Genomic DNA, 20,861 nt, shown 5'->3' on the forward strand with positions numbered 1-20,861 from the left:
GCACCTGCGGTGCCGGCCCGAGTCGCTCCCCGCGCGTATCCCGCGGGCAGCGACTGAATCTCCAGGCATGCGATGGTTGGACAAGAATGGACAAGTACTTCGCACACCCGCGCGAGCCGGCCGCCCGCGGTGGGCGGCACCGTCGTGAGACATCCGTGCGGCGTTGGCGCCACCCGTCGGGACGCGGTCGCGGACGGAGGCAGGAGGTGTCCAAGGCTGGGCGAGGGGGCCCGGGCCGGCTGCCGGCGGTGCTGGCCTGGGCCCTGTACCTGCTGTTCAAGGCAGCGCCCGTGCTCGTCGCGGTGACCCTGGTGCTGCAGATGATCGCCTCAGGTGCAGCCGGGTTCATCCTGCTCGGGCTGGGTGATGTCCTGGTCGCCGCCAACACCGCCGCTTCGGCGGGCCTGTCCTTGGCCGCCATCACACCCAAGCTGATCCCGCTCGCCGGACTTTTCACCGCGGTCTCTCTCTCGGGGTTGTTGATGGGCTCGTTGAATGTCGTGCTCGCCGAGAAAGTGACCTGGTACGTCTCTGAGCGGGTACTCGATGTGGCGGTCACCGCCGAGGCGGTCCACTTCGACACCCCCGACTTCCACGACCGGCTCACCCGGGCGCAAGCCGCCAGCAGCCGGCCGACGCTCATTACCCAGAACCTGCTCGGCTCCGTCGGCTCGGCCAGCACCCTGGTCAGCCTGAGCGGGGTACTGGCACTCATGTCGCCGTGGCTGCTGCCGCTTGTGCTACTGGTGGCTCTGCCGCCCCTCGCGGCCAGGAGCAGGGCCTCCCGGGATTTCCACCAGTTGAGCAGGGACTTCAGTGAACCGGACCGGCGCCGTGGCTATCTGCACAACCTGCTGATCAGCCGCGACTCGGCCACCGAGGTCCGCACCTACGGCCTGACGGGGTTCCTGCGCGCCAAGAACCAGAACCTCCATCGTGAGAAGCAGACACGGCTGCACCGCCTCATCCGCAAGGCGATATCGCGCTTCATGATCAGCGGCGTATCGTCCACGGCGATCCTCATGGCCAGCGTCGCCCTTCTTGCCGAGCTCGTGCTGTCGGGGCGACTCCCGCTGGCCACCGCCACGGTCGGCGCCGCGGCGATGCTCCAGTTCAGCGGTGCGCTTTCGGTGCTGGTGGTCAACACCAACCAGCTGTACGAAAGCGCGCTGTACCTCGCGGACTTCCGCGATTTCCAGGTACTTCTGCCCGCCCTGCGCGCTGCGAGGGCCAAGACTGACGGCGTCCCCGCTCCGCAGGACTTCCAGACGATCACCGTCGAGCACGTGACCTTCCAGTACCCCGAGACAGCCCAGCCCACCCTGCGCAATGTCTCGCTGACACTGTCACGCGGCGAAGTGGTCGCCCTCGTGGGGGGCAACGGATCCGGCAAGACCACCCTCGCCAAACTGCTGTGCAACCTCTACCAGCCGAGGCAGGGCCGCATTGCCTGGGACGGCAAGGACATCGCCGAGGTCGATCCGGACCGGCTCCGCGAATCCGTGGCCGTCCTCTTCCAGGATTTCGGACGCTACCTGTTCAGCGTCACCGAGAACATCGGGATAGGCCGGGTGAAGGATCTCGCCGACCGGATGATGATCACCATGGCTGCCCGCCAGGCGGGCGCGGACGAGTTCATCCACGACCTGCCCGACGGATACGACACCCCGCTCGGCAAGAACTTCGAAGGCGGCAGCGATCTCTCGGGCGGCCAGTGGCAGTCTCTGGCGCTGGCCCGGGTTTTCTTCCGGGCGGCCCCGCTCGTCATCCTCGACGAACCCACCGCCGCCCTGGACCCCGTAGCCGAGCAAACGCTCTACCGCGGCATCCGGGAACTCTATGTCGGGCGCACCGTCCTGCTCATCTCCCACCGGCTGACCAGCACCCGTCACGCCGACTGGATCTACGTCCTCGACAGCGGCAGTGTGGCCGAGGAGGGCACCCATCAGAGGCTGATGGACATGGACGGTGTCTACGCCCGGCTCTACCGCATCCAGGACGAAACCCAGACCGCCGGGCTCACGGGGCCGGGCAGGTCCTCGTGATCGACAAGACAGCCGGAGGCATACCTCGCCATGGTGCCCACCTTCATCGTCAGCACCGGCCGCTGCGGTTCCACGCTGCTGTCCCGGATACTGAACGACCACCCCGACGTACTCAGTCTCAGCGAGGTCTTCAGCCTGCTGACAGCTGACCCCCGCTTCGGCGGCGAGGAGAACGGGCCCGCGTTCTGGCGCCGTCTGACGGCGGTCGCCCCCGTCATCGATGCCGTCGTCCGGGACGGCATCGACGTGCCGGAACTCATATATCCCTACGAAAGCGGACGCTTCGGCACCAGCAGTGGCATCCCCGGAATCTGCCATATGACCCTGCCGATGCTCACCCAGGCCCCCGACCAACTGTACGACGCACTCGCCGCCGAACTGCCGCACTGGCCACGACGTCGGGTACCCGAACAGTACTGTCGGCTCTTCTCCTGGCTGGCGGTCCGTCTTCAGCGCCGGATCGTCGTGGAACGCACGGGCGGATCATTGGAGTTCCTGGCGGATCTGCGGCAGGCGTTCCCGGATGCGCGCTTCGTCTATCTCAGCCGCGATGGGGTCGAGACCGCACTGTCCATGAGCCGGCACGCCCTTTGCCGACTCCGAGTACTTGCCGATGAAGCACTTCGCATCCTCGGAGTCTCCTCGTTCGACCAGATCGGCCCCGAGCACGCACCGCGGCTTCGGGAGGCGTTCGAACCACTGCTGCCGCCGTTCGGCGGCGGGCGGCTGATGGGCCGGGACATTCCGCTGACCGCGTTCGGGGAGCTGTGGTCACGGATGACCCAGTCGGGTGTGTCCGTGTTGTCGGAGCTCCCGGCCGGCGCCTGGACCGCGCTGCGTTATGAGCGCCTAATACGCTCCGCGCGGGCGGAAATCACCGCCGTCGCGGAGTTCCTGCACCTCCCCGCCCCGGCGGAGTGGATCGCCAGAGCCACTGCCCGCGTGGACGCCTCCCGCATCGGGTCCTCCCGGCTGCTGGACGGGGATGATTTCGCGTCGCTGCGCACGGCGTGTGCGCCGGGAATCGAAGCGGACGACGCAGCGCACGCCGTGATCGCCAACGCCGGCGCCGAAATTGCCCCTGCTCTGGCAGCCGGCTGAGGCCTCACGGATCGGAAGAGACACAGGAGCAGAAGAAGCCGGAGAGATGACAGCGATGTTGCCACCTTTCGAGTTCGCCGTGATAGCCGAACTCGGTCACTCCGCGGATCAGTGGTTCTCCCTGGTCCGCAGGAGTGAAAGCCTCGGGTACGACGCGCTCTACGTCACCGACCACCTGTACCAGCGGCTGTCCCCGGTGCCCGCGCTCGCCGCCGCGGCCCCGATCAGCCGGACACTGCGCCTGGGCACCTTCGTCCTCAACAACGACCTGCGCAACCCGGCGGTCATGGCCAGAGAAGCCATGACCATCCACACACTGTCCGGCCACCGCGCGGTTCTGGGCCTGGGCGCGGGATGGATGCCCGCCGACTACCGAGACGCGGACCTGCCCCTGGACCCCGGCGGGACCCGGTACGAGCGACTTCGTGCCGCGGTGCGAACGGTCAAGCGCGTCTTCGCCGACAGGACCGAAGCGCACACCAGCGGCGAAGACATGGCTACCGGTCTTGACCGAACACCGTCCACGGGGCCCGACCCAGCCGCTGTGCCCGCGCTCATGCTGGGCGGCGGGCGGCGCCGGACCCTGACCCTGGCCGGACAGGAAGCCGACATCGTGACCATCGTCCCGCCGCTGGGCCCACAGGGTCCGGTCGACCACGCCGACAGCATGCCCGAACAGGTCGACACCCAAGTGGCATGGGTGCGGGCCGGAGCTGCCGGCCGGGAAAAACCGCCCGTTCTGAACTACCTGCTGTGGGCCTGCTTCGTGACCGACGATCCCCAGTCCGTCCTCTCGACCCTGGCGGGGAGACTCGGGTATCCGCCGGAGGACGTGGCACGAATGGTTCCGTATCTCGTCGGGACGGCCGACCAACTGGCCCAGACTCTGCTGACCCGCCGTGCGCGGTGGGGCTTCTCTCTCGTCACGATCCCCGAGGCGGCGATCGAACAGTTCGCGCCGGTTATCGCCATCCTGCGCCCGCGGTGACCGCCACCGAATGCACGTGGGGCCCAGGCGGGTCAGGGGGCAATCACCTGAACGGTGTTTCCGGCGTACGCGGTTGGCAGGTTGCAACGACCGGGAACTGGCCGTGGGCCGCGCGATGCCGGTCAACCGGTGCGGACACCTGTTCGGAGGGAACCTCGATCGAATGGCACAGGGGAAACGCGAGCCGGGAGCGACGATTTGGCTGACCGGGCTGCCGGCCGCGGGCAAGTCGACAATCGCTTCGGCGGTGGCGGCCAGACTGGCCGAAGCGGGTCGCGAGGTCGAGGTGCTGGATGGCGACGAGTTCCGCCTCACCCTGTCCGCCGGCCTCGGATTCAGCAGGGACGACAGGGATGTGCACGTGCAGCGGGTCGGATACGTGGCGGAAATGCTTGCCCGGCACGGTGTCCTTGTCATAGTGCCTGTCATCGCGCCATACCGGAAGGCACGTGAGATCGTTCGGCGGAGACACAAGCGGCGCGGGACGAACTACCTTGAAATCCACGTGTCCACCCCTGTCGTCGAATGCGCGAGGAGAGATCCGAAAGGCCTGTACGCCAAAGCCTTTGCCGGTGTTGTCACCGGACTGACCGGGGTGGACGACCCATACGAGCAGCCGCTGGAACCAGACCTGAGACTGAACACTTCGCAGGTGGACGTCGACACCGCCGGCGCCTCGGTGATGAGGTTGTTGGCCAGCCGCAATCTCGTATAGCAGTGGACGACAACGCGGTGCGGGCCGCATGGTCCCGGCAAAGCCGGGCATTGTCGACATTGTCGACATTGCCGGGGTGATGGTCACGGCGGACGCCATACACACCCAGCGCGCGCCTGCTACCTTGTCGAACAGCGCGGCGCCGACTATCCGCTCATCGTGAAAGCCGATCAACCGAAACCGTTCGCCCAGCTCGACTCCCTCGGCTGGGGCACTCTTCCGTTACATATCACCGAAAACACTGGCCATGGCCGCGTCGGGCGCCGCACGATCCGAGTGCGGCCGGCACCAGAAGACCTCGACTTTCGCCTCCCTTCAACTCCGCCGAATCTGTCCATGACCAGCACCAACGACTTTGCCGGAGCCGTGGTGCGGGCCGGCGCTGTCCGGCACCGCGACGCCAACGCTTGCGCACGGTTACACCGCCGCTCTCACCGCCGAAGCGTCGCACGCTCGACCGAGAAAACGAAATCCTGGCGGAGGGACTGGGTTCTGTTCCCGGTTGTCACTGCGCCTGGTCCGGATCCATCCAGATGATCTCCCACTGATGCCCGTCGAGGTCGTCGAAGCTGCGCTGGTACATGAACCCGTGGTCCATCGGCTGCCGCGGCTCGGTCGCCCCCGCCGCGACGGCTCTGTCGACCAGGGTGTCCACGGCTTCGCGGGTTTCCGCGGACAGGCCGATGATCGTCTCGGTCCCCTTGGTCGCGTCGACGACTTCCTTTCCGGTGAAGTTCGCGAAGAACTCCCTGGCCAGGAGCATGGCGAAGATCGTGTCGCTCACGACGAGACAGCCCGCGTTCTCGTCGGTGAACTGCGGGTTGAAGCTGAATCCCAGTTCGCTCCAGAACTTCTTGGTTTCGGCGAGGTCCCGGGCGGGCAGGTTCACGAAGATGAGCTGTTTCGGCATGCGCTGAGGGTAGGCCGGTTCGCCCGGTCCTGTCTTCCTCATCCTTGCGTGATTACCGTCCGTGCTCGCGGGAACCATGGTCGGTGTTCCTAGGACGCCCGTGTCGCCACGATCTCCGCGGACAGCGGTGCGATGGCGGTGATGATCTCCTCCACGGTCTCCGCGGGGACACCGGTGTCCACCAGCGTCTCGGACAGGATGGTGGCGACCCGGTCGAAGTGGTCCTGGCTGATGCCGCGGCCGCGGTGCGCGTCTTTCATGGACAGCCCACTGTACTGGTCCGGACCACCGAGAACGGCGGCGAAGAACTCGACCTGCTTGCCCTTGAGCCGGCTCATGTTGGCGCCGGCGAAGTAGGGTGCGAGGGCGGGGTCGGCGAGCACTCGTGCGTAGAATCGGTCCACCACCTCGATCAGGGACTCCTGCCCGCCGATCCGCTCATAGATGCTGGTCATGACCATCCTTTCGGGGAGTTTCCGGCAACCGGGCGAGCTTGTCGATCTCGCTCGCGAACGCGTCGGAGGCCGCACGCAGCTGGACCTGCACGGCATGGCAGAACGCGCGCAGCCACGCCAGGCGGCTCTCCATTTCCTCCAGCTCCGCGGCATAGCCGTCGCCGGAGCGGGCGCGATACAGATGGGCCGCCTGCTGGGCCGCGATTTCCGCGCGCTGCTGGGCGTCGTGCAGGATCGCGGCGGCCTGCTGCCGTGCCTCGCCGGTGACCCGGCGGCAGTGCGCCTCGGCCTGCGCGATGTAGGCCTCGGCCTGCAACTGGGCTTCCGAAAGCAGGTTGACCGCCTGGACGTCGATCTGGGCGGGCAGGAGATCGGGGTCGATGTTCTCGCCGTGGCCGCGGTACCAGTCGCGGAGCCGTTCGATCTCGGCGCGCAGCTTCGCGTTCTCGGCCTCGCCCGCGGCGAACTCCTCGGCGAGCCTGCGCTGGAAGAGTTCGACCTCGTAGGGGTCGAGCCCGCGCCGGCCCAACGGCGACTTGCTGAAGGTGACGCTGCGGATCCGTTCGGGGGTGAGCACCCGCCGGAACGGACTGCCTGCCTGCAAGGTCATAGGAGGAAGTCCTTGTCCCCTCGGGCGATCGTCTTGAGTGCGGGACCCACCTGGCTGGTGAAGTCCTCGAAATGGATGCGGTGTTCGCCGATGCCCGCCGCGCGCAACAGGTCCCGGCCGTCGGTCACCATGTCCGGTGAGCCACAAAGGTAGAACTCGGCGTCGGGCCAGTGCCCGTAGCGGAGGGCGACGTCGGCCGGATGCCCGCGCGCGCCCTGGAAGCGCAGGTCGTCCAGGGTCGTGGGGACGACGGTGAGCTGGGGCAGGGTGCGGTCGAACGCCTTCACCGCCTCGGTGTCGTAGAAGTCGGGCGCGGTGCGGGCACCGAGGAAGAGGTGCGCGCGACGCCGGGCGCCTTCCTGGGCGATCTGGCCGAGCAGTGCCTTGAACGGGGCGAAGCCCGTGCCGCAGCACAGCAGGACGACGTCCTGACTGTGGGACAGCGTGAGCCGCGAGCCGACCGGTGGGCCGACGCGCAGCACGTCGCCCGTCCCGACGGCCTGGACCAGCGCGGAGCTGACCGTCCCGCCGTCGACCAGCCGGACGTGCAGTTCGATCATCCCGTCGTCGCGGGCGGGGTTGGCGGGGGAGTAGTACCGCCAGACCCGGGGCCGCAGCGGGGTTTCCACGGACACGCTCTGGCCCGGCGCGTAGGGCATGGGCCGGTCGAGCCGCAGGGTGAGCACGGCGACGCTGACACCGCGTCGTTCGTGGCGGACGACCTCGGCCTCCCACCAGGGTGGCAAGACCTGGGCGGCGTCCCGCGCCGCGGTGATCATCACGTCGGACACCAGCTTGTACGCGGCGCCCCAGTCCTCGGCCAGGTCCGGAATCCACTCCTGCCCGAGGAAATGCTTCAGTGTGGTGAGCAGCGCCTGCCCGACCACCGGGTAGTGCTCCGCCGCCACCGAGAACTTCCGGTGGTCGCGGCCGAGTTGCTGCAGGAAACCGACGGCGGAGTCGAGATCGTCCACATGCGAGACCACGTGGCCCAGCGCGCTCACCAATTTGTCCCGCTGGCCCGCCATCGACACCGGAAACATCTCCCGAGTGCCCGGATCGGCCAGGAACAATGCCGAATAGAAGAACAGCGGAACCTGGCCACCGTAGCCGACGACCGTGTCCCAGCTCGCCTTCAGGCGCGCCGTATCCATGGGGCAAGAGCATATGGTCGCGCCAATTTCCGGGCAAGGGGCCAACGGGAGCGGTAAGAAATCACGAAAAAACTGGTGAACCGGAAAGGGTGCCTTTCCTTCCCGATTATTCCGTATTCACGGTCCGGTAACTTTTTGCCGTGGGAGATACCCGTACCGGCAGTCGGAAAACGGTCAGCGCCGGGGCACCGGCAGGGTGGGCGGGCAGACGGCACCCTGGGTGAAGCACGGTTTTCCCTGGGTCATCTTGAGGTAGTTGCCCGGCCCCGAGATCGTCCCGGTGAGCAGCGGGTCCAGGTTCTCGGTGACGCCGCACCCGGTGAACCCGGGAATGTCGGCGAATCCGGTGAGCGGCCCGCCCAGTTGGACGGTGTACTCGTCGGCCGTCGGCGCGTTCGCGTTGGCGGCGCTACCGGACAGCGTCACCGTCACCGGGGTTGCGGTGCGGCAATCCGGGCCCACGTCGAGAAGGACGCCGTTCACCTTCACGTCGGAAACCACCAGGTTCACCACCGTGGTCGCGGTGACCTTGAACGAGGTCCGGTTGATCGGTGGCTTGGGATATCTCCGCGTCTGCTGCAGGGCGTCGATGGAGATGTCCTGGGTGGGGACCATCCTCACCTTCGCCCGCACCGGCATGAACCCGAAGGTCAGCACGGAGGAATCCGCCGCCGGCATGTCGAGTTCGGCGCGGCTGTGGATCGACTGCACGAAACAGGTCGTGTAACCGTCCTGCCCGAACCACGGCGGGAAACGGCTGTCGCACGGCAGGCCGCCTACGGACACTTCCGAAAAAGCTAATTTCAGCAAACCCGGGGTGGGGCCGCCGAACAGCACCGAGGCATGCTGCTTGTTCACGTTCGAAAAGCCGGCTTCGTAGGCGCAGCCCAACTGGGTGGACGGGGTATGGGCGGGGAGCGTGAAACAGCCCGGCGGGGCGTCGATGGCCGGTGCCCGGACGCTTTGCGGGGACATCGTCCCGGCCGGATTCCGGCCCACTTCGATCCCGCTTTCCGTGCGTGGCCTGCCCGGCGACGACGGAGGTGCCGACGACGGCGCCTTCGACGGGGTCCTGTCGAAGACGCCGACCACGGCGAGCCGGGCGTTCTGATCCGGAGCCGGCGCACAACGGACGGAAAGTTTGTCCAGTTCGAGGTCGAGACCGGTGGCGGTGAACGTGACGTCTCCTTGCCGGCCCGCCTTCACGTCCGGCACGGCACCGGAAGCGATGATTTCGAGTGCGGTGTTCTCCGGCGCGGCTGTCAACGGAATGCCCAGGTCCCACACGGCGCCGGCCGATTCCTCCTGCGCGACTTGTGCGACGTCGACGGTCAGGCGGGCCGTTCCGCTCACCGAGGCCGCGTCGAGGACGCTCTGCGGCACGGTCACCGCCACCTGGACGTCCTTGGGCTGAATGGCTACGCCCGCTTTCCCGTTCCGGGGAAAGGTCCCCGTGACGTCGGCACTCACGTTCTGGGGACCAGCGGGAAACCGGCAGGTGTAGGCCAGCTTCACCGCGATGGTCTGCTCGAGTTCGGTGGCCGGGGCTCCCGCGGCCACCCCGCCGGCCACTATCACGCCGACCGCTGCCGCCGCCGCGACCCGTGCCCTGGGCATGTCCATCCCCTTCACGTCCCGTTACCGTGCCGGGGAAGGGCCGCCACGAGCGGCCCTTCCCCGATCATTCCCCGTTCACATCCGAGGTTTCACCCACGGAAAGCGGCGTGCCAGCGAGTGGAAAGCTGCTGTCCTTCGGTGGGGGCGAAGGAATTCGGGGTGTAGAAGCCGCCGAAGGAGGTGTCGGCGGCGGTGAGGGTCAGGGCGTTGGATCCGGACGCGGACGGCAGGCCGAGCTTGTCGTTGACCGCGCCGTTGAGGATGCCGAGCAAACCGCACCCGTTCGCGCCGGGCACCGTGAACGTGGTGTCCGTCTGGTCGGTCCCGGAAATGGCGAGGTAGCCCATGATCCCGGTCGAACTGAGCGTGCCGTCCGGGTCGAACCGGGTCAGCGTCGCCGTGGGCCGCGCCGTGTTCCGCGGCTGGAGGACGATCGGGTCGCTGTCCGAGCCGAGATAGCAGCTCGTGCCGAGCAACACGTTCCGCAGGTGGATCTTCACCGGCAGCTTCAGGATCGGCTTGCCGGCGGTGAGCCCGGAGGTGAGGTTGAACTCCGACGGATCACCCGCCGCCTCCACGGTCGCCGTGACCACGTTGAGCGGGCTGCCGGCCAGCCCCCGGCAGATGGTGTCGATCAGCGGGTTGGGGTCGCCGCACATGATGCCGAGCAGCCCGCCGGGCACGGACACCGGGTCCGCGACCACCGTGCCCTTGGCCGGAGCGACGACCGCGTACGTCGAGCCGGTGCGCAGCACACCGATCTGGAGATCGACGGCACCGGTCGGCACGGTCGTCCTGCCGATCGTCATCGACCCGCTGGTGGCGTGCGAAGCCAGGCAGATCGCCGCGGTGCTCGCCCCGTCCGCGGCGAGCATCGCGGGCGCGTCGACCGGGCAGCGGCTGAGCGGGTCCCAGGCGCCGTTGCCGGTCGCGGCGCCGGCCGTGGACGTTCCGGCCACGACCAGGCCGGCGGCGAGCACGGCGGAAGCGAGCAGCGTCGATCTTCGCGGTGTTTTCACGAGTTTTCTCCTGGTTTTCGGCGGTTGTTCCGGGATGTTCGGCGGCGGGATTCCGGCTTGCCCTGCCTTCACCGGAGGTGCCGGGGCCGGAAATCGTGCCGCATCGCGCCCACCGCCGCCACCCGATCCGGCCTTTCGCCGTGGGGAACGGGCCACGGCGAAAAGCCGGCCGCCGGCTCCCTGGGGGTCAGCCGGTGATGGTGATCGGGGTCGAGGGGTCGCTGAGGTGGTAGTCCGCCTCGTAGACGAGTTCGTCGGTCGGGCTGACCAGGCCGAAGCAGCCGTCGATGTTGGCGGGCTTCAGCGGGGTCACGCCGGCGGGCAGCGCCGCGTCCGGGGTGAACGAGAGCGTGCCGGTCGCGTTGTCGTACGTTGCCGGGGCGTTTCCGGTCACGTCGAACTCGCAGCCCAGCGTCGACGCGTGCACGCTGACCGGGCCGACGTAACCGGTGCTCTTGCCGCCGGCGGCGTCGTATCCGGTGATGTGCAGGCTGTAGGGCTGGTTGTTCGCGACCGCCGTGCCGGCGCCGAGCGGGCCGGTGCAGTTGTTGAAGTCGACCGACAACTTCCCGACGACATCGGCGGATGTTCCGGTGGGGATCGAGCCGGTCGAGTTCGACGCGGGCGTCGAACCGCTGGCGTCGCATTCGAAACCGACGCCGCTGGTGTTGTCGGTGAGCAGGACCAGGTCGGTGGCGGCGGCGAAATGCCCGTCGGCATTCAGGTTGGTGACCGTGAAACTGCCCGCCGCCGCGGCGGGAACCGCCGCCAGGACGAAGGCGGCGCCGGCGGCCGCACCGGTGGTCAGGATACTTGCCATGCGTCTTTGCATCACGATTCCTGTCTGAACGATTTGAGCAATTCGGTGCGCACTTTTTCCCGCGGGAAACCGGTCTGGTTCACGCGAATCCAGTGAACCTACCGGCCAGTACGTTAACCCTTCCTGGCAAGCGGTACAAGGGAGTTCTGTCGGCATGAGCAATCGCATGCTCCGTTCGGCCGACAGTCCACGCGGTGCTGGACAAAGGCGGTAAAAGCTTTTGTCATCGCACCACAAAATGCTTGTCAGTGATCTTGGGCGTGGCTACGGTACCGACCGGTAATAGAGCACGGGCTGCGTCTGTCGAAGGCAGCAGAGCTTTGAGTGGGCGGCATCCGACATGACGACGAAGTCGAGCTTTCCCGGCGTCGCCGCGATCCGGCAGACCGGCCGCCTCTACGCGCTCGGCCTGGACGTCGCGCGGCAGGCGTTCCGGCGGCCGTTCCAGTTCCGCGAGTTCGTGCAGCAGTTCTGGTTCATCGCCAGCGTTTCCATCCTGCCCGCCGCGCTGGTGTCCATTCCGTTCGGCGCGGTGATCGCCCTGCACCTCGGCTCGCTGACCGCCCAGATCGGCGCCGAGTCCTTCACCGGCGCGGCGAGCGTGCTCGCGGTCATCCAGCAGGCGAGCCCGATCGTGACCGCGCTGCTGATCGCGGGCGCGGGCGGCAGCGCGGTCTGCGCCGACCTGGGGTCGCGCACCATCCGCGAGGAGATCGCCGCGATGGAGGTGCTCGGGGTCTCCCCGGTGCAGCGCCTGATCGTGCCGCGCGTGCTCGCCGCGATGGGGGTCGCCGCCTTCCTCAACGGCATGGTCAGCGTCGTCGGCGTGATCGGCGGCTACTTCTTCAACGTGCTCATGCAGGGCGGGACGCCCGGCGCGTACGTGGCGAGTTTCTCCGCCCTGGCCCAGCTTCCCGACCTCTACATCAGCGAGATCAAGGCGGTGGTCTTCGGCTTCGTCGCCGGAGTCGTGGCCGCCTACCGCGGGCTCAACCCCGGGCGCGGGCCCAAGGGCGTCGGCGACGCGGTCAACCAGTCCGTGGTGATCACGTTCCTGCTGCTGTTCCTGCTCAACCTGATCCTCACCACGCTGTACCTGCAGCTGGTCCCGCCGAAGGGGTCGTGATGGTGCTCCGCGCGATCGATCGCCGCTTCTCCTTCCTGGACACCCTCGGCGACCAGGTCCTGTTCTTCCTCCGCTCGCTCGCCTGGACACCGAGAGCGATCCGCCGCTACTACCGCGAGATCACCCGGCTTCTGGCCGAGGTCAGTTTCGGCACGGGCGCCCTGGCCGTGATCGGCGGCACGATCGGCGTGATGGTCGGCATGACCGTGTTCACCGGCACCGTCGTCGGCCTGCAGGGCTACACCGCGCTCAACCAGGTCGGCACCGCGGCCTTCGCCGGGTTCGTCTCCGCCTACTTCAACACGCGGGAGATCGCGCCCCTGGTGGCCGGGCTGGCGCTGTCGGCCACGGTCGGCTGTGGATTCACCGCGCAGCTGGGCGCGATGCGGATCTCCGAAGAGATCGACGCGCTCGAGGTGATGGGCGTGCCGAGCGTGCCGTACCTGGTGACCACCCGGATCATCGCCGGGTTCGTCGCCATCATTCCCTTGTACGGCATCGGCCTGCTCACCTCGTACCTGGCTTCGCGGCAGGTCACGGTGTGGTTCTACGGGCAGTCCGCGGGAACCTACGACCACTACTTCAACCTGTTCCTGCCGCCCGTCGACGTGTTGTGGTCCTTCGGCAAGGTGCTGGTGTTCAGCATCCTGGTGGTGATCGCGCACTGCTTCTACGGCTACCGCGCGACCGGGGGCCCCGCCGGGGTCGGCGTGGCGGTCGGCCGGGCGGTGCGCACGGCGATCGTCACCATCAGCCTGATCGACTTCTTCCTCAGCCTCGCCATCTGGGGCGCGACGACGACCGTGAAGGTGGCCGGGTGACCAAACTCCTCCGCCGCGCGTGCGGTGTCGTGTTCCTGGTCGTGGTGGCGTTGCTGGCCACGCTCGCGGTGCAGGTGTACCAGAAGAAGTTCGTCACCGCGGTGATGGTGACCCTGCGGACCGACCGGCTCGGAAACCAGTTGCGGGAGAACGCCGAAGTGAAGGCCCGCGGTGTGGTGGTGGGCGAGGTCAGGGCCGTGCACATCCGGGCGGGCGGCGCCGACCTGCGGCTCGCGCTCGACTCGGCCCAGATCTCCCACCTGCCCAAGGACGTCGCCGCGCTGCTCGTGCCCAAGACGCTGTTCGGCCAGCGCTATGTGCAGCTGTCCATCCCGGAGCACTCGACCGCCGGGCCGCTGGCCGCCGGCGACGTGATCAGCCAGGACCGCTCGGCCAACGCGATCGAACTGGAGAAGGTCTTCGACGATCTGCTCCCGGTGCTGCAGGCGGTCCAGCCGCAGAAGCTCGCCGCGACCCTGACCGCGGTCGCGACCGCCATCGACGGCCGGGGCGGCCGGCTCGGCGACACTCTCGTCATCGCGGCGCGCTACCTGGAGGAGTTCAACCCCAATCTGCCCCAGGTCAACGATGACATCCGTGATCTGGCCAAGGTGAGCGACCTCTACGGCGACATCTCGCCGGACCTGCTCGACTCACTCACCGACGCGGCGGTCACCCTCAACACCATCTCGGAGAAAAATTCGGATCTGAACGACCTCTACGTCCAGGTCACCTCGTCGGCGCAGGAGATCACGACTTTCTTGAGGAACAACAAGGACATCATCATCCGGCTCACCGGGGAAAGCCGGAAAACGCTCGAACTCACCGCCCGCTATGCGCCGAGCTTCCCGTGCACCCTGGAGGCGATGAACCAGCTCAGGCCCTCGCTGGACAAGGCGTTCGGCGCCGGCACCGGCAAGCCGGGGCTGCACATCGAGGCGACCGTGACCGAACCACGCGGCAAGTACGTCCCGGGTAAGGACGATCCCGTCTACAGCTCGGCCCTCGGGCCGAGGTGTTACCCGAGTGGTGTCGCGCCGCACGGTGGCATCCCTGGCATCCCTGGCATCCCTGGCATCCCTGGGACGCCCGCTCCCGTTGCGGACGACCTGGGCCTGGCCAATTCGCCGCAGGAGCAGGAGCTGATCTCCACGCTCGTCGCGCCGCAGGTCGGCGGGGACGTGCCGGCGTGGAGCAGCGTGCTCGTCGGCGCGCTCTACCGGGGCGCGGAGGTGAACGTCTCATGAGGAAGATCGCCGCGCCCCTGGTCAGCAGCCTGATCTTCATCGTGATCACCGGCCTCGCCACCGCCGGCCTCGCGATCACCATCGGCAACACCGGGGTCGGGGACACCGACTCCTACAGCGCCCGCTTCACCGACGCCACCTCGGTCGCGGTGGGCGACGACGTGCGGATCTCCGGGGTCCGGGTCGGGCAGGTGACCGGTTTGTCCATTGTGGACCAGCAGTTCGCCAGGGTGGACTTCACGGTCGAGCGGGGGCACACGCTGCCCGCGAACGTGCACGCGGCCATCCGGTATCGCAACATGGTCGGCCAGCGGTACGTCGCGCTCGAACCCGGCACCGAGCACGTGGCCGGTGTGCTCACGCGGGGTGCCGAGATCCCGCTGGACCGCACCACACCGGCGGTCGACCTGACCGAGCTGTTCAACGGGTTCAAGCCGCTGTTCCAGGCGCTTTCGCCGAACAATGTCAACCAGCTTTCCGGCGAGATCGTCAAGGTGCTGCAAGGCGAGGGAGGCACGGTCGAAGGCCTGCTCCAGCACACCGGTTCGCTGACCGCCACTTTGGCCGGGCGGGACAAGGTGATCGGGCAGGTGATCGACAACCTCAACAGCGTGCTGCGGACCATCAACGCCAGGGGCGACCAGCTGTCCGGGCTGATCTCGACCCTGCAACGGCTGGTGTCCGGCCTCGCCGAGGACCGGACGGCCATCGGGGACGCGATCGACGGGATCGGCTCGCTGGTCAGTTCGACCGGGGACCTGTTCGAGCAGGGCAGACAGCCGTTGAAGGACACCATCGCCGGGCTGAACTCGCTGTCGCGGAACCTGGTCACCGGACAGTCCGATGTGGACCGGTTCCTCACCATGCTGCCGCGGAAGTTCGAGGCCGTCGGAGGGATCTCCGCCTACGGTTCCTGGCTGAACTTCTACCTGTGCCAGGGCATCGTGGCGACCGACCCGCCGCAGGGATACACGTCGAACGCGCCGAGGTGTGGCCGGTGAAAAGCTTCGGGGAACGCAATCCGGTCACCATCGGCGTGGTCGGCACCCTGCTGCTCGCGCTGGCGGCGCTGGCCACCTTCAACGCGGAGGAACTGCCGATCCTCGGCGGCGGCACGGTGTTCCAGGCGGAGTTCGGCGAGGCCGCCGGGTTGCAGGCGAGCGACGAGGTGCGGGTCGCGGGGATCAAGGTGGGCGAGGTGACCAAGGTCGAGCTGTCGGTCGACCACGTGCAGGTGAGTTTCCGCGTCAACGGGGCGTGGATCGGGAACAAGACCTCGGCCGAGATCAAGATCAAGACCTTGCTGGGCCGCAAGTTCCTCGCCCTGCACCCGCTCGGCGCCGCGCCGCAGGACCCGCGCGTGCCGATCCCGCGCACGCGCACGGTGACCCCGTACGACGTGACCGCCGCGTTCGAGGGTTTGGCCAGCACGGTCGGGAAGATCGACACCAAGCAACTGGCGCAGAGCTTCCAGGTGCTTTCCGACACCTTCAAGAACTCGCCGGACTACGTGCGCACCGCACTCGACGGGCTGTCCAGGCTGTCCACCACGATCGCTTCCCGGGACCGGCAACTGGCCGAGCTGGTCGGCAACACCCGGCGGATCAGCGAGACACTGGCCGGGTCGAACACGGAATTCGAAAAGCTGTTGAGCGACGGGAACCTGTTGCTGGCCGAACTGAACAACCGGCGCGATTCCATTCACACCCTGCTCACCGGGACGCAACGGCTGGCACGGCAGCTGTCCGGAATCGTCGCGGACAACCGCGCGCAGCTTTCCCCGGCCCTGGACAAACTGAACACCGTCACCGACGTCCTGCAAAGGCACACCGCGGATCTCGACCGCGGTCTCGCCGACGCCGGGCCGTACTTCCGGATGGCCACCAACACCATGGGCAACGGCCGCTGGATCGACAGCTACATCTGCGGTCTGGTCGAGACCAACCGCGATCCGTGCACGGCGCCCGGGGGTGACGGGAAATGAGGTTCCCGGCAAGGCTCACCCGGCTGGCCACCATCGCCGTGGTACTGGCGCTGTTCGTCGCGGCCGGAATCTGGTGGACGCTGTCCGACAGCGGGATGAAGCGCGTCACCGCGTATTTCACCCGTGCGGTCGGCGTCTATCCCGGATCGGACGTGCGGCTGCTGGGGGTGCGGATCGGGCAGGTGGATTCGGTGACCCCGCGCGGCGACCAGGTCCAGGTGACCATGAGCGTCGAACCCGATGTGCCGGTGGCCGCGAGCACCGAGGCGCTGATCGTCTCGCCCAGCGTCGTCGCCGACCGGTACGTGCAGTTCACGAGGTTGAGCACCGGCGGTGCCGCCCGGCTCCCGGATGGCGCCGTGATCGCCGTCGAGCACACCGGAACGCCGGTCGAACTGGACCAGCTGTACTCCAGTTTGGACGATCTGGTGAAGTCACTGGGTCCCGACGGTGCCAACGCCCAGGGCGCGCTCTCGAACGTGCTCGACACCGCCGCGAAAAACCTGGACGGCAACGGCAAGGCGTTCAACGACAGCGTGCGCAACTTCGCGGATCTGAGCAGAACCCTGTCCGACTCGAAGGACGACCTGTTCGGCACGGTCGACGAACTGCAGAAGTTCACCGGCATGCTGGCCGGCGGCAACGACCAGGTCCAGCAGATCAACCAGCGGCTCGCGCAGGTCTGGCAGACGCTGTCCGCCGACCGCACGGAGCTGAGCGCCGCGCTGGCCACGCTCGGCGGCGCGCTGGCCGACATCCAGGAGTTCATCCGGGACAACCGGGCGCTGATCAAGGCCAATGTGGACAAGCTGGCGCAGACCACGCAGGTGGTGGTGACCCAGCGGGCCTCGGTGGCCGAAGCCCTCGACAGCGCCCCCCTGGCCGCGACCGACCTGCTGAACGCCTTCGACCCCACCTCGGGGACGTTGCAGGGCCGGGCGAACCTGCTCGAGTTCCTTCCCTTGGGGGGGCACTGATGCGCAGGCTGCTCGTCGCGCTGGGCACGGTCGCGCTGGTCAGCTGCGCGTGCTCGTCCGGTTTTTCCGGGGCCGACGACCTTCCGCTGCCGGGTGGGGCCGATCTGGGCAGCCATCCCTACCGCGTCACCGCGCAGTTCGCCGATGTGCTCGACCTGGTGCCGCATGCGGCGGTGAAGGTCGACGACGTGGCGGTCGGCCGGGTGGACAAGGTCAGCCTGGGCAGCGACGGCTGGACGGCGGAAGCCGTACTCGAAGTCACCGGTGACGTGGTGCTCCCGGCCAACGCGCTGGCCAACCTGCGCCAGTCCAGCCTGCTCGGCGAGAAGTTCGTCGAGCTCGCCGCGCCACCCAACGCCGAGGGCCGGCTCGGCGACGGAGCCGTCATCCCGGTCTCGCGCACCAACCGCAACGTCGAGGTGGAGGAGGTCCTCGGCGCGCTTTCCCTGCTGCTCAACGGCGGCGGCATCGGGCAGCTGCAGACGATCAGCAAGGAACTGTCGAACGTGATGACCGGCAAGGAGACCGACATCCGCGCGTTCCTGTCCGATCTGGACAAGACCGTGGCGGACTTCGACAAGCATCGCGCGGACATCACTTCGGCGCTGGACGGGCTGAACAGGCTGGGCATGACACTGTCCGAACGCGACGACCAGATTTCCGGTGCGCTGAGCAACCTCACGCCGGGGCTGGACGCGCTGGCCCGGCAACGCAGCGCGCTGGTCACCATGCTGCAGTCGCTCGACCAGCTCTCCACGGTCGCGGTGGACACCGTCAACCGCAGCCGCGAGGACCTGGTCGCCGACCTCTCCTCGCTCGCGCCGATCGTCCGGCGGCTCGCCGACGCGGGCCAGAACCTGCCGCAGGCGCTGGAAATCCTGCCGACGTTCCCGTTCACCGATTCCGCGCTCGACGCGATCAAGGGCGACTACCTGAACATCTTCGTCACGGTCAAGCCATCGCCCGACTTCCAGCAGCCGTTGCCACCCCTGCCCCTGCCCACCGGGGGGACACACTGATGCTGACGAGAAAAGTGCGGTTACAGGTCACCGCGTTCGTGGTGATCGCGCTGGCCGTGGTCACCTACATCGGTATCGAGTACGCGGGGTTCGGCCGGTACTTCGGCGCGGGCGGTTACGTGGTGCGGCTCGAACTCGCCGACGGCGGCGGCATCTTCACCAACGGCGAGGTGACCTACCGCGGAGTGGCGGTCGGGCGGATCGGCACGCTGCGGCTGACCGACGACGGCATGGAGGCCGATCTGCTGATCGACGCCTCCGCGCCGCCCATCCCGGCCAGCGCCAAGGCGGTGATCGCCAACCGGTCGGCGGTGGGGGAGCAGTTCGTCGACCTGCAGCCCGGCACCGCAACCGGGCCGTTCCTGCGTGAGGGCTCGGTGATCTCCCGGCGGGCGGCCCAGCTGCCGCTGCCGGTGGAGACCCTGCTCGGAGACATCAGCTCGTTCAACCAGTCGGTGCCGACCGACTCGCTGCGGACCGTGGTGAACGAGCTGTACGCCGCGACGCAGGGTTCGGGGCCGAACCTCCAGGTGCTGATGGACACCGCGAACGCGTTCACCGACACCGCGGCCCGGCATCTGCCGCAGACGGTGGCGCTGATCCGCGACGGCACCACCGTGCTGCGGACCCAGCTCGACTCGACGGACGCCTGGCGGTCGTTCTCCGCCAACGCCAAGCTGTTCGCGTCCGCGCTCGCTTCCTCCGACGGCGATCTCCGCCGCCTGATCGGCACCGCACCCGAGGCCGCGAGCCAGATCTCGGGCCTGCTGGAGGACACCGACCCGGGCCTGGCCATGCTGCTGGCGAACCTGCTGACCACTTCCCGCGTGTTCGAGACCCGCAACGCCGGGCTGGAGCAGATCTTGGTGACCCTGCCCAAGGCGGTGGCCGCGACCTCGACGTCGATCACCCCGGACGGCGCCAGCCTGTCGATCGTGAACACGTTCTTCGATCCTCCGCCGTGTACGGAGGGTTACGAGGGAACCCCTCACCGCCCCAGTGACGACACCTCGCCCGGAACGTGGAACAGGAAGGCCCACTGCGCCCTGCCCTATGGCAACCCGAGTTCGGTGCGTGGCGCACAGAACGCGCCCAAGGGCGGGGTGCCGGACGCGGTGCCGCCCGGCGGTGGCGTGAGCCTCCCGCTGCCCAACGTGCCCACCGGCCTGGAGGAAGTGCTGTGGCCACAAAACTGAGCGTCGTGGTGCTGGTCGCGGCCCTGGCGTTCGCCGGCTGGGCCGGGTGGTCGTGGTACCGCGCCGCCCACGGCGACGCGCAGGCCCGCGATGAAGCACTCGATGCCGGGAAGGCACAGGTGGCCGTGCTGACATCGTTCGATTACCACAACGTGGACGACGGGATCACGCGCTGGCTGAACGCCTCCACCGGCGCTCTGCACGACCGGCTCGCCCAGACCGCCGACGCCACCAAGGACTCGCTGCGCCAGGGTGCCACGGTCGCCACCGGCGTGGTGCTGGACGCCGCGATCGCCGAACTCGACATGGGCGCCGGCACCGCGAAAATGCTGGTTTCGGTGGAAATCAGGAAGACCAGGGACTCGGCCGCGCCCAGCACCGGCCGGAACCGGTATCTCGCACGCCTGAGCCGAACGCCGGACGGGTGGAAGCTCGCCTCGCTCGACACGGTCGGCGTAGGTGCCTCGTGAAGACCGGAGACGTCATGGAAGAGTCCACTGAGGACAATCCAGAAGAGACCACTGAGGACGCCGGCGAGACACCGAAGCGGCCTCGGCGGCCGTGGCCGGTCGTCCTCGCGGTCGCCCTGGTGTTCGCCGGGCTCGGTGCCTGGTTCACGGCCGAGGCAAACGCCTTGCGGGCCAAGGAGTTCGACGCGCCGGCGGCCGCTGAGGTCACCGCGTCCGTCACCATTTCGCTGAACAGGATCTTCTCCTACGGCTACGACCATACCGAGGTCACCGAGCACGCGGCGGCGAACGTCCTGCGCGGCCCTGCGCTGGCTGCCTACCAGCGACTGTTCGGCCAGGTCCGGCAACTCGCGCCGCCGCAGCACCTGGTCCTGACCACCCGGGTGGTCGACTCGGCGGTCGAGACGCTGACCGGGGATCGCGCGGTGCTGCTGGTGTTCCTCGACCAGTCCGCGGTCCGCGGCGACGGCATTCCCACCGCCGCCGCGTCCCAGCTCGCCGTCACGGCCGAACGCACCGGCCCGGCCTGGTTCATCACCGGCATGGTGCCGCGCTGATCGCTACGGGCCGCCCCGGTTGACGCAACT

The 20,861-nt window shown here is 68.1% G+C and carries 21 protein-coding genes; 14 read left to right on the plus strand and 7 right to left on the minus strand.

The window, feature by feature from the left end:
* Nucleotides 1-206 precede the first annotated feature (206 nt).
* The 4 genes from VJT49_RS12505 (at nucleotide 207) to cysC (ending at nucleotide 4,849) form a co-directional block, all read left to right on the plus strand.
* Nucleotides 207-2,045 carry an ABC transporter ATP-binding protein gene (locus tag VJT49_RS12505; protein ID WP_324164937.1) on the plus strand — a complete coding sequence of 613 codons (1,839 nt, stop codon included), beginning with the start codon at nucleotides 207-209 and terminating at the stop codon, nucleotides 2,043-2,045.
* A gap of 30 nt (nucleotides 2,046-2,075) precedes the next feature.
* Complete coding sequence (locus VJT49_RS12510) at nucleotides 2,076-3,146, plus strand: hypothetical protein (protein ID WP_324164938.1); 1,071 nt, start codon at nucleotides 2,076-2,078, stop codon at nucleotides 3,144-3,146.
* Nucleotides 3,147-3,192: 46 nt separating this feature from the next.
* Nucleotides 3,193-4,134: a TIGR03621 family F420-dependent LLM class oxidoreductase gene (locus tag VJT49_RS12515; RefSeq protein WP_324164939.1), complete on the plus strand. Its 942-nt coding sequence runs from the start codon at nucleotides 3,193-3,195 to the stop codon at nucleotides 4,132-4,134.
* Nucleotides 4,135-4,237: 103 nt separating this feature from the next.
* The gene (cysC, locus tag VJT49_RS12520) at nucleotides 4,238-4,849 is read left to right on the plus strand and encodes an adenylyl-sulfate kinase (protein WP_324164940.1); all 612 of its coding nucleotides are present in this window, start codon (nucleotides 4,238-4,240) and stop codon (nucleotides 4,847-4,849) included.
* Nucleotides 4,850-5,354: 505 nt separating this feature from the next.
* Here cysC and VJT49_RS12525 read toward each other — a convergent pair.
* The 7 genes from VJT49_RS12525 to VJT49_RS12555 all read right to left on the minus strand — a co-directional run bounded on the left by VJT49_RS12525 (nucleotide 5,355) and on the right by VJT49_RS12555 (nucleotide 11,434).
* Nucleotides 5,355-5,759 (minus strand): VOC family protein, encoded by a 405-nt coding sequence (locus VJT49_RS12525; protein WP_324164941.1) that lies wholly within the window; start codon nucleotides 5,757-5,759, stop codon nucleotides 5,355-5,357.
* Nucleotides 5,760-5,848: 89 nt separating this feature from the next.
* Nucleotides 5,849-6,214, minus strand: a complete 366-nt coding sequence (locus tag VJT49_RS12530) for a group 1 truncated hemoglobin (RefSeq protein ID WP_324164942.1) — start codon at nucleotides 6,212-6,214, stop codon at nucleotides 5,849-5,851.
* Nucleotides 6,198-6,824 carry a DivIVA domain-containing protein gene (locus tag VJT49_RS12535; RefSeq protein WP_324164943.1) on the minus strand — a complete coding sequence of 209 codons (627 nt, stop codon included), beginning with the start codon at nucleotides 6,822-6,824 and terminating at the stop codon, nucleotides 6,198-6,200. The genes VJT49_RS12530 and VJT49_RS12535 overlap by 17 nt, the downstream gene beginning before the upstream one ends.
* Nucleotides 6,821-7,978: a globin domain-containing protein gene (locus tag VJT49_RS12540; RefSeq protein WP_324164944.1), complete on the minus strand. Its 1,158-nt coding sequence runs from the start codon at nucleotides 7,976-7,978 to the stop codon at nucleotides 6,821-6,823. Before VJT49_RS12540 ends, VJT49_RS12535 begins: the two co-directional genes overlap by 4 nt.
* A gap of 174 nt (nucleotides 7,979-8,152) precedes the next feature.
* Nucleotides 8,153-9,595: a DUF6801 domain-containing protein gene (locus VJT49_RS12545; RefSeq protein ID WP_324164945.1), complete on the minus strand. Its 1,443-nt coding sequence runs from the start codon at nucleotides 9,593-9,595 to the stop codon at nucleotides 8,153-8,155.
* Between the two features lie 89 nt (nucleotides 9,596-9,684).
* A complete protein-coding gene (locus VJT49_RS12550; protein ID WP_324164946.1) occupies nucleotides 9,685-10,614 on the minus strand; it encodes a hypothetical protein in 930 nt (309 codons plus the stop codon).
* Nucleotides 10,615-10,801: 187 nt separating this feature from the next.
* Nucleotides 10,802-11,434 carry a hypothetical protein gene (locus tag VJT49_RS12555; RefSeq protein ID WP_324164947.1) on the minus strand — a complete coding sequence of 211 codons (633 nt, stop codon included), beginning with the start codon at nucleotides 11,432-11,434 and terminating at the stop codon, nucleotides 10,802-10,804.
* Between the two features lie 340 nt (nucleotides 11,435-11,774).
* Between VJT49_RS12555 and VJT49_RS12560 the strand changes: the two genes are divergently transcribed.
* From VJT49_RS12560 to VJT49_RS12605, 10 genes are read left to right on the plus strand one after another with little or no spacing between them, the layout of a single operon-like run.
* The gene (locus tag VJT49_RS12560) at nucleotides 11,775-12,560 is read left to right on the plus strand and encodes an ABC transporter permease (RefSeq protein ID WP_324164948.1); all 786 of its coding nucleotides are present in this window, start codon (nucleotides 11,775-11,777) and stop codon (nucleotides 12,558-12,560) included.
* Nucleotides 12,560-13,381 (plus strand): ABC transporter permease, encoded by an 822-nt coding sequence (locus VJT49_RS12565; RefSeq protein WP_324164949.1) that lies wholly within the window; start codon nucleotides 12,560-12,562, stop codon nucleotides 13,379-13,381. The genes VJT49_RS12560 and VJT49_RS12565 overlap by 1 nt, the downstream gene beginning before the upstream one ends.
* Entirely contained in the window at nucleotides 13,378-14,628 is a 1,251-nt protein-coding gene (locus VJT49_RS12570) for an MCE family protein (protein WP_324164950.1), read from the plus strand. Before VJT49_RS12565 ends, VJT49_RS12570 begins: the two co-directional genes overlap by 4 nt.
* Nucleotides 14,625-15,629, plus strand: a complete 1,005-nt coding sequence (locus tag VJT49_RS12575) for an MCE family protein (protein ID WP_324164951.1) — start codon at nucleotides 14,625-14,627, stop codon at nucleotides 15,627-15,629. Before VJT49_RS12570 ends, VJT49_RS12575 begins: the two co-directional genes overlap by 4 nt.
* A complete protein-coding gene (locus tag VJT49_RS12580) occupies nucleotides 15,626-16,612 on the plus strand; it encodes an MCE family protein (protein ID WP_324164952.1) in 987 nt (328 codons plus the stop codon). The genes VJT49_RS12575 and VJT49_RS12580 overlap by 4 nt, the downstream gene beginning before the upstream one ends.
* Nucleotides 16,609-17,589, plus strand: a complete 981-nt coding sequence (locus VJT49_RS12585) for an MCE family protein (RefSeq protein ID WP_324164953.1) — start codon at nucleotides 16,609-16,611, stop codon at nucleotides 17,587-17,589. The genes VJT49_RS12580 and VJT49_RS12585 overlap by 4 nt, the downstream gene beginning before the upstream one ends.
* The gene (locus VJT49_RS12590) at nucleotides 17,589-18,608 is read left to right on the plus strand and encodes an MCE family protein (RefSeq protein WP_324164954.1); all 1,020 of its coding nucleotides are present in this window, start codon (nucleotides 17,589-17,591) and stop codon (nucleotides 18,606-18,608) included. Before VJT49_RS12585 ends, VJT49_RS12590 begins: the two co-directional genes overlap by 1 nt.
* The gene (locus VJT49_RS12595; RefSeq protein ID WP_324164955.1) at nucleotides 18,608-19,804 is read left to right on the plus strand and encodes an MlaD family protein; all 1,197 of its coding nucleotides are present in this window, start codon (nucleotides 18,608-18,610) and stop codon (nucleotides 19,802-19,804) included. Before VJT49_RS12590 ends, VJT49_RS12595 begins: the two co-directional genes overlap by 1 nt.
* The gene (locus VJT49_RS12600; protein ID WP_324164956.1) at nucleotides 19,789-20,274 is read left to right on the plus strand and encodes a hypothetical protein; all 486 of its coding nucleotides are present in this window, start codon (nucleotides 19,789-19,791) and stop codon (nucleotides 20,272-20,274) included. The genes VJT49_RS12595 and VJT49_RS12600 overlap by 16 nt, the downstream gene beginning before the upstream one ends.
* Nucleotides 20,271-20,831 (plus strand): hypothetical protein, encoded by a 561-nt coding sequence (locus VJT49_RS12605; protein ID WP_324164957.1) that lies wholly within the window; start codon nucleotides 20,271-20,273, stop codon nucleotides 20,829-20,831. The genes VJT49_RS12600 and VJT49_RS12605 overlap by 4 nt, the downstream gene beginning before the upstream one ends.
* Nucleotides 20,832-20,861: the final 30 nt, after the last annotated feature.

This window comes from Amycolatopsis sp. (assembly GCF_035276945.1).
Classification (GTDB): domain Bacteria; phylum Actinomycetota; class Actinomycetes; order Mycobacteriales; family Pseudonocardiaceae; genus Amycolatopsis_E.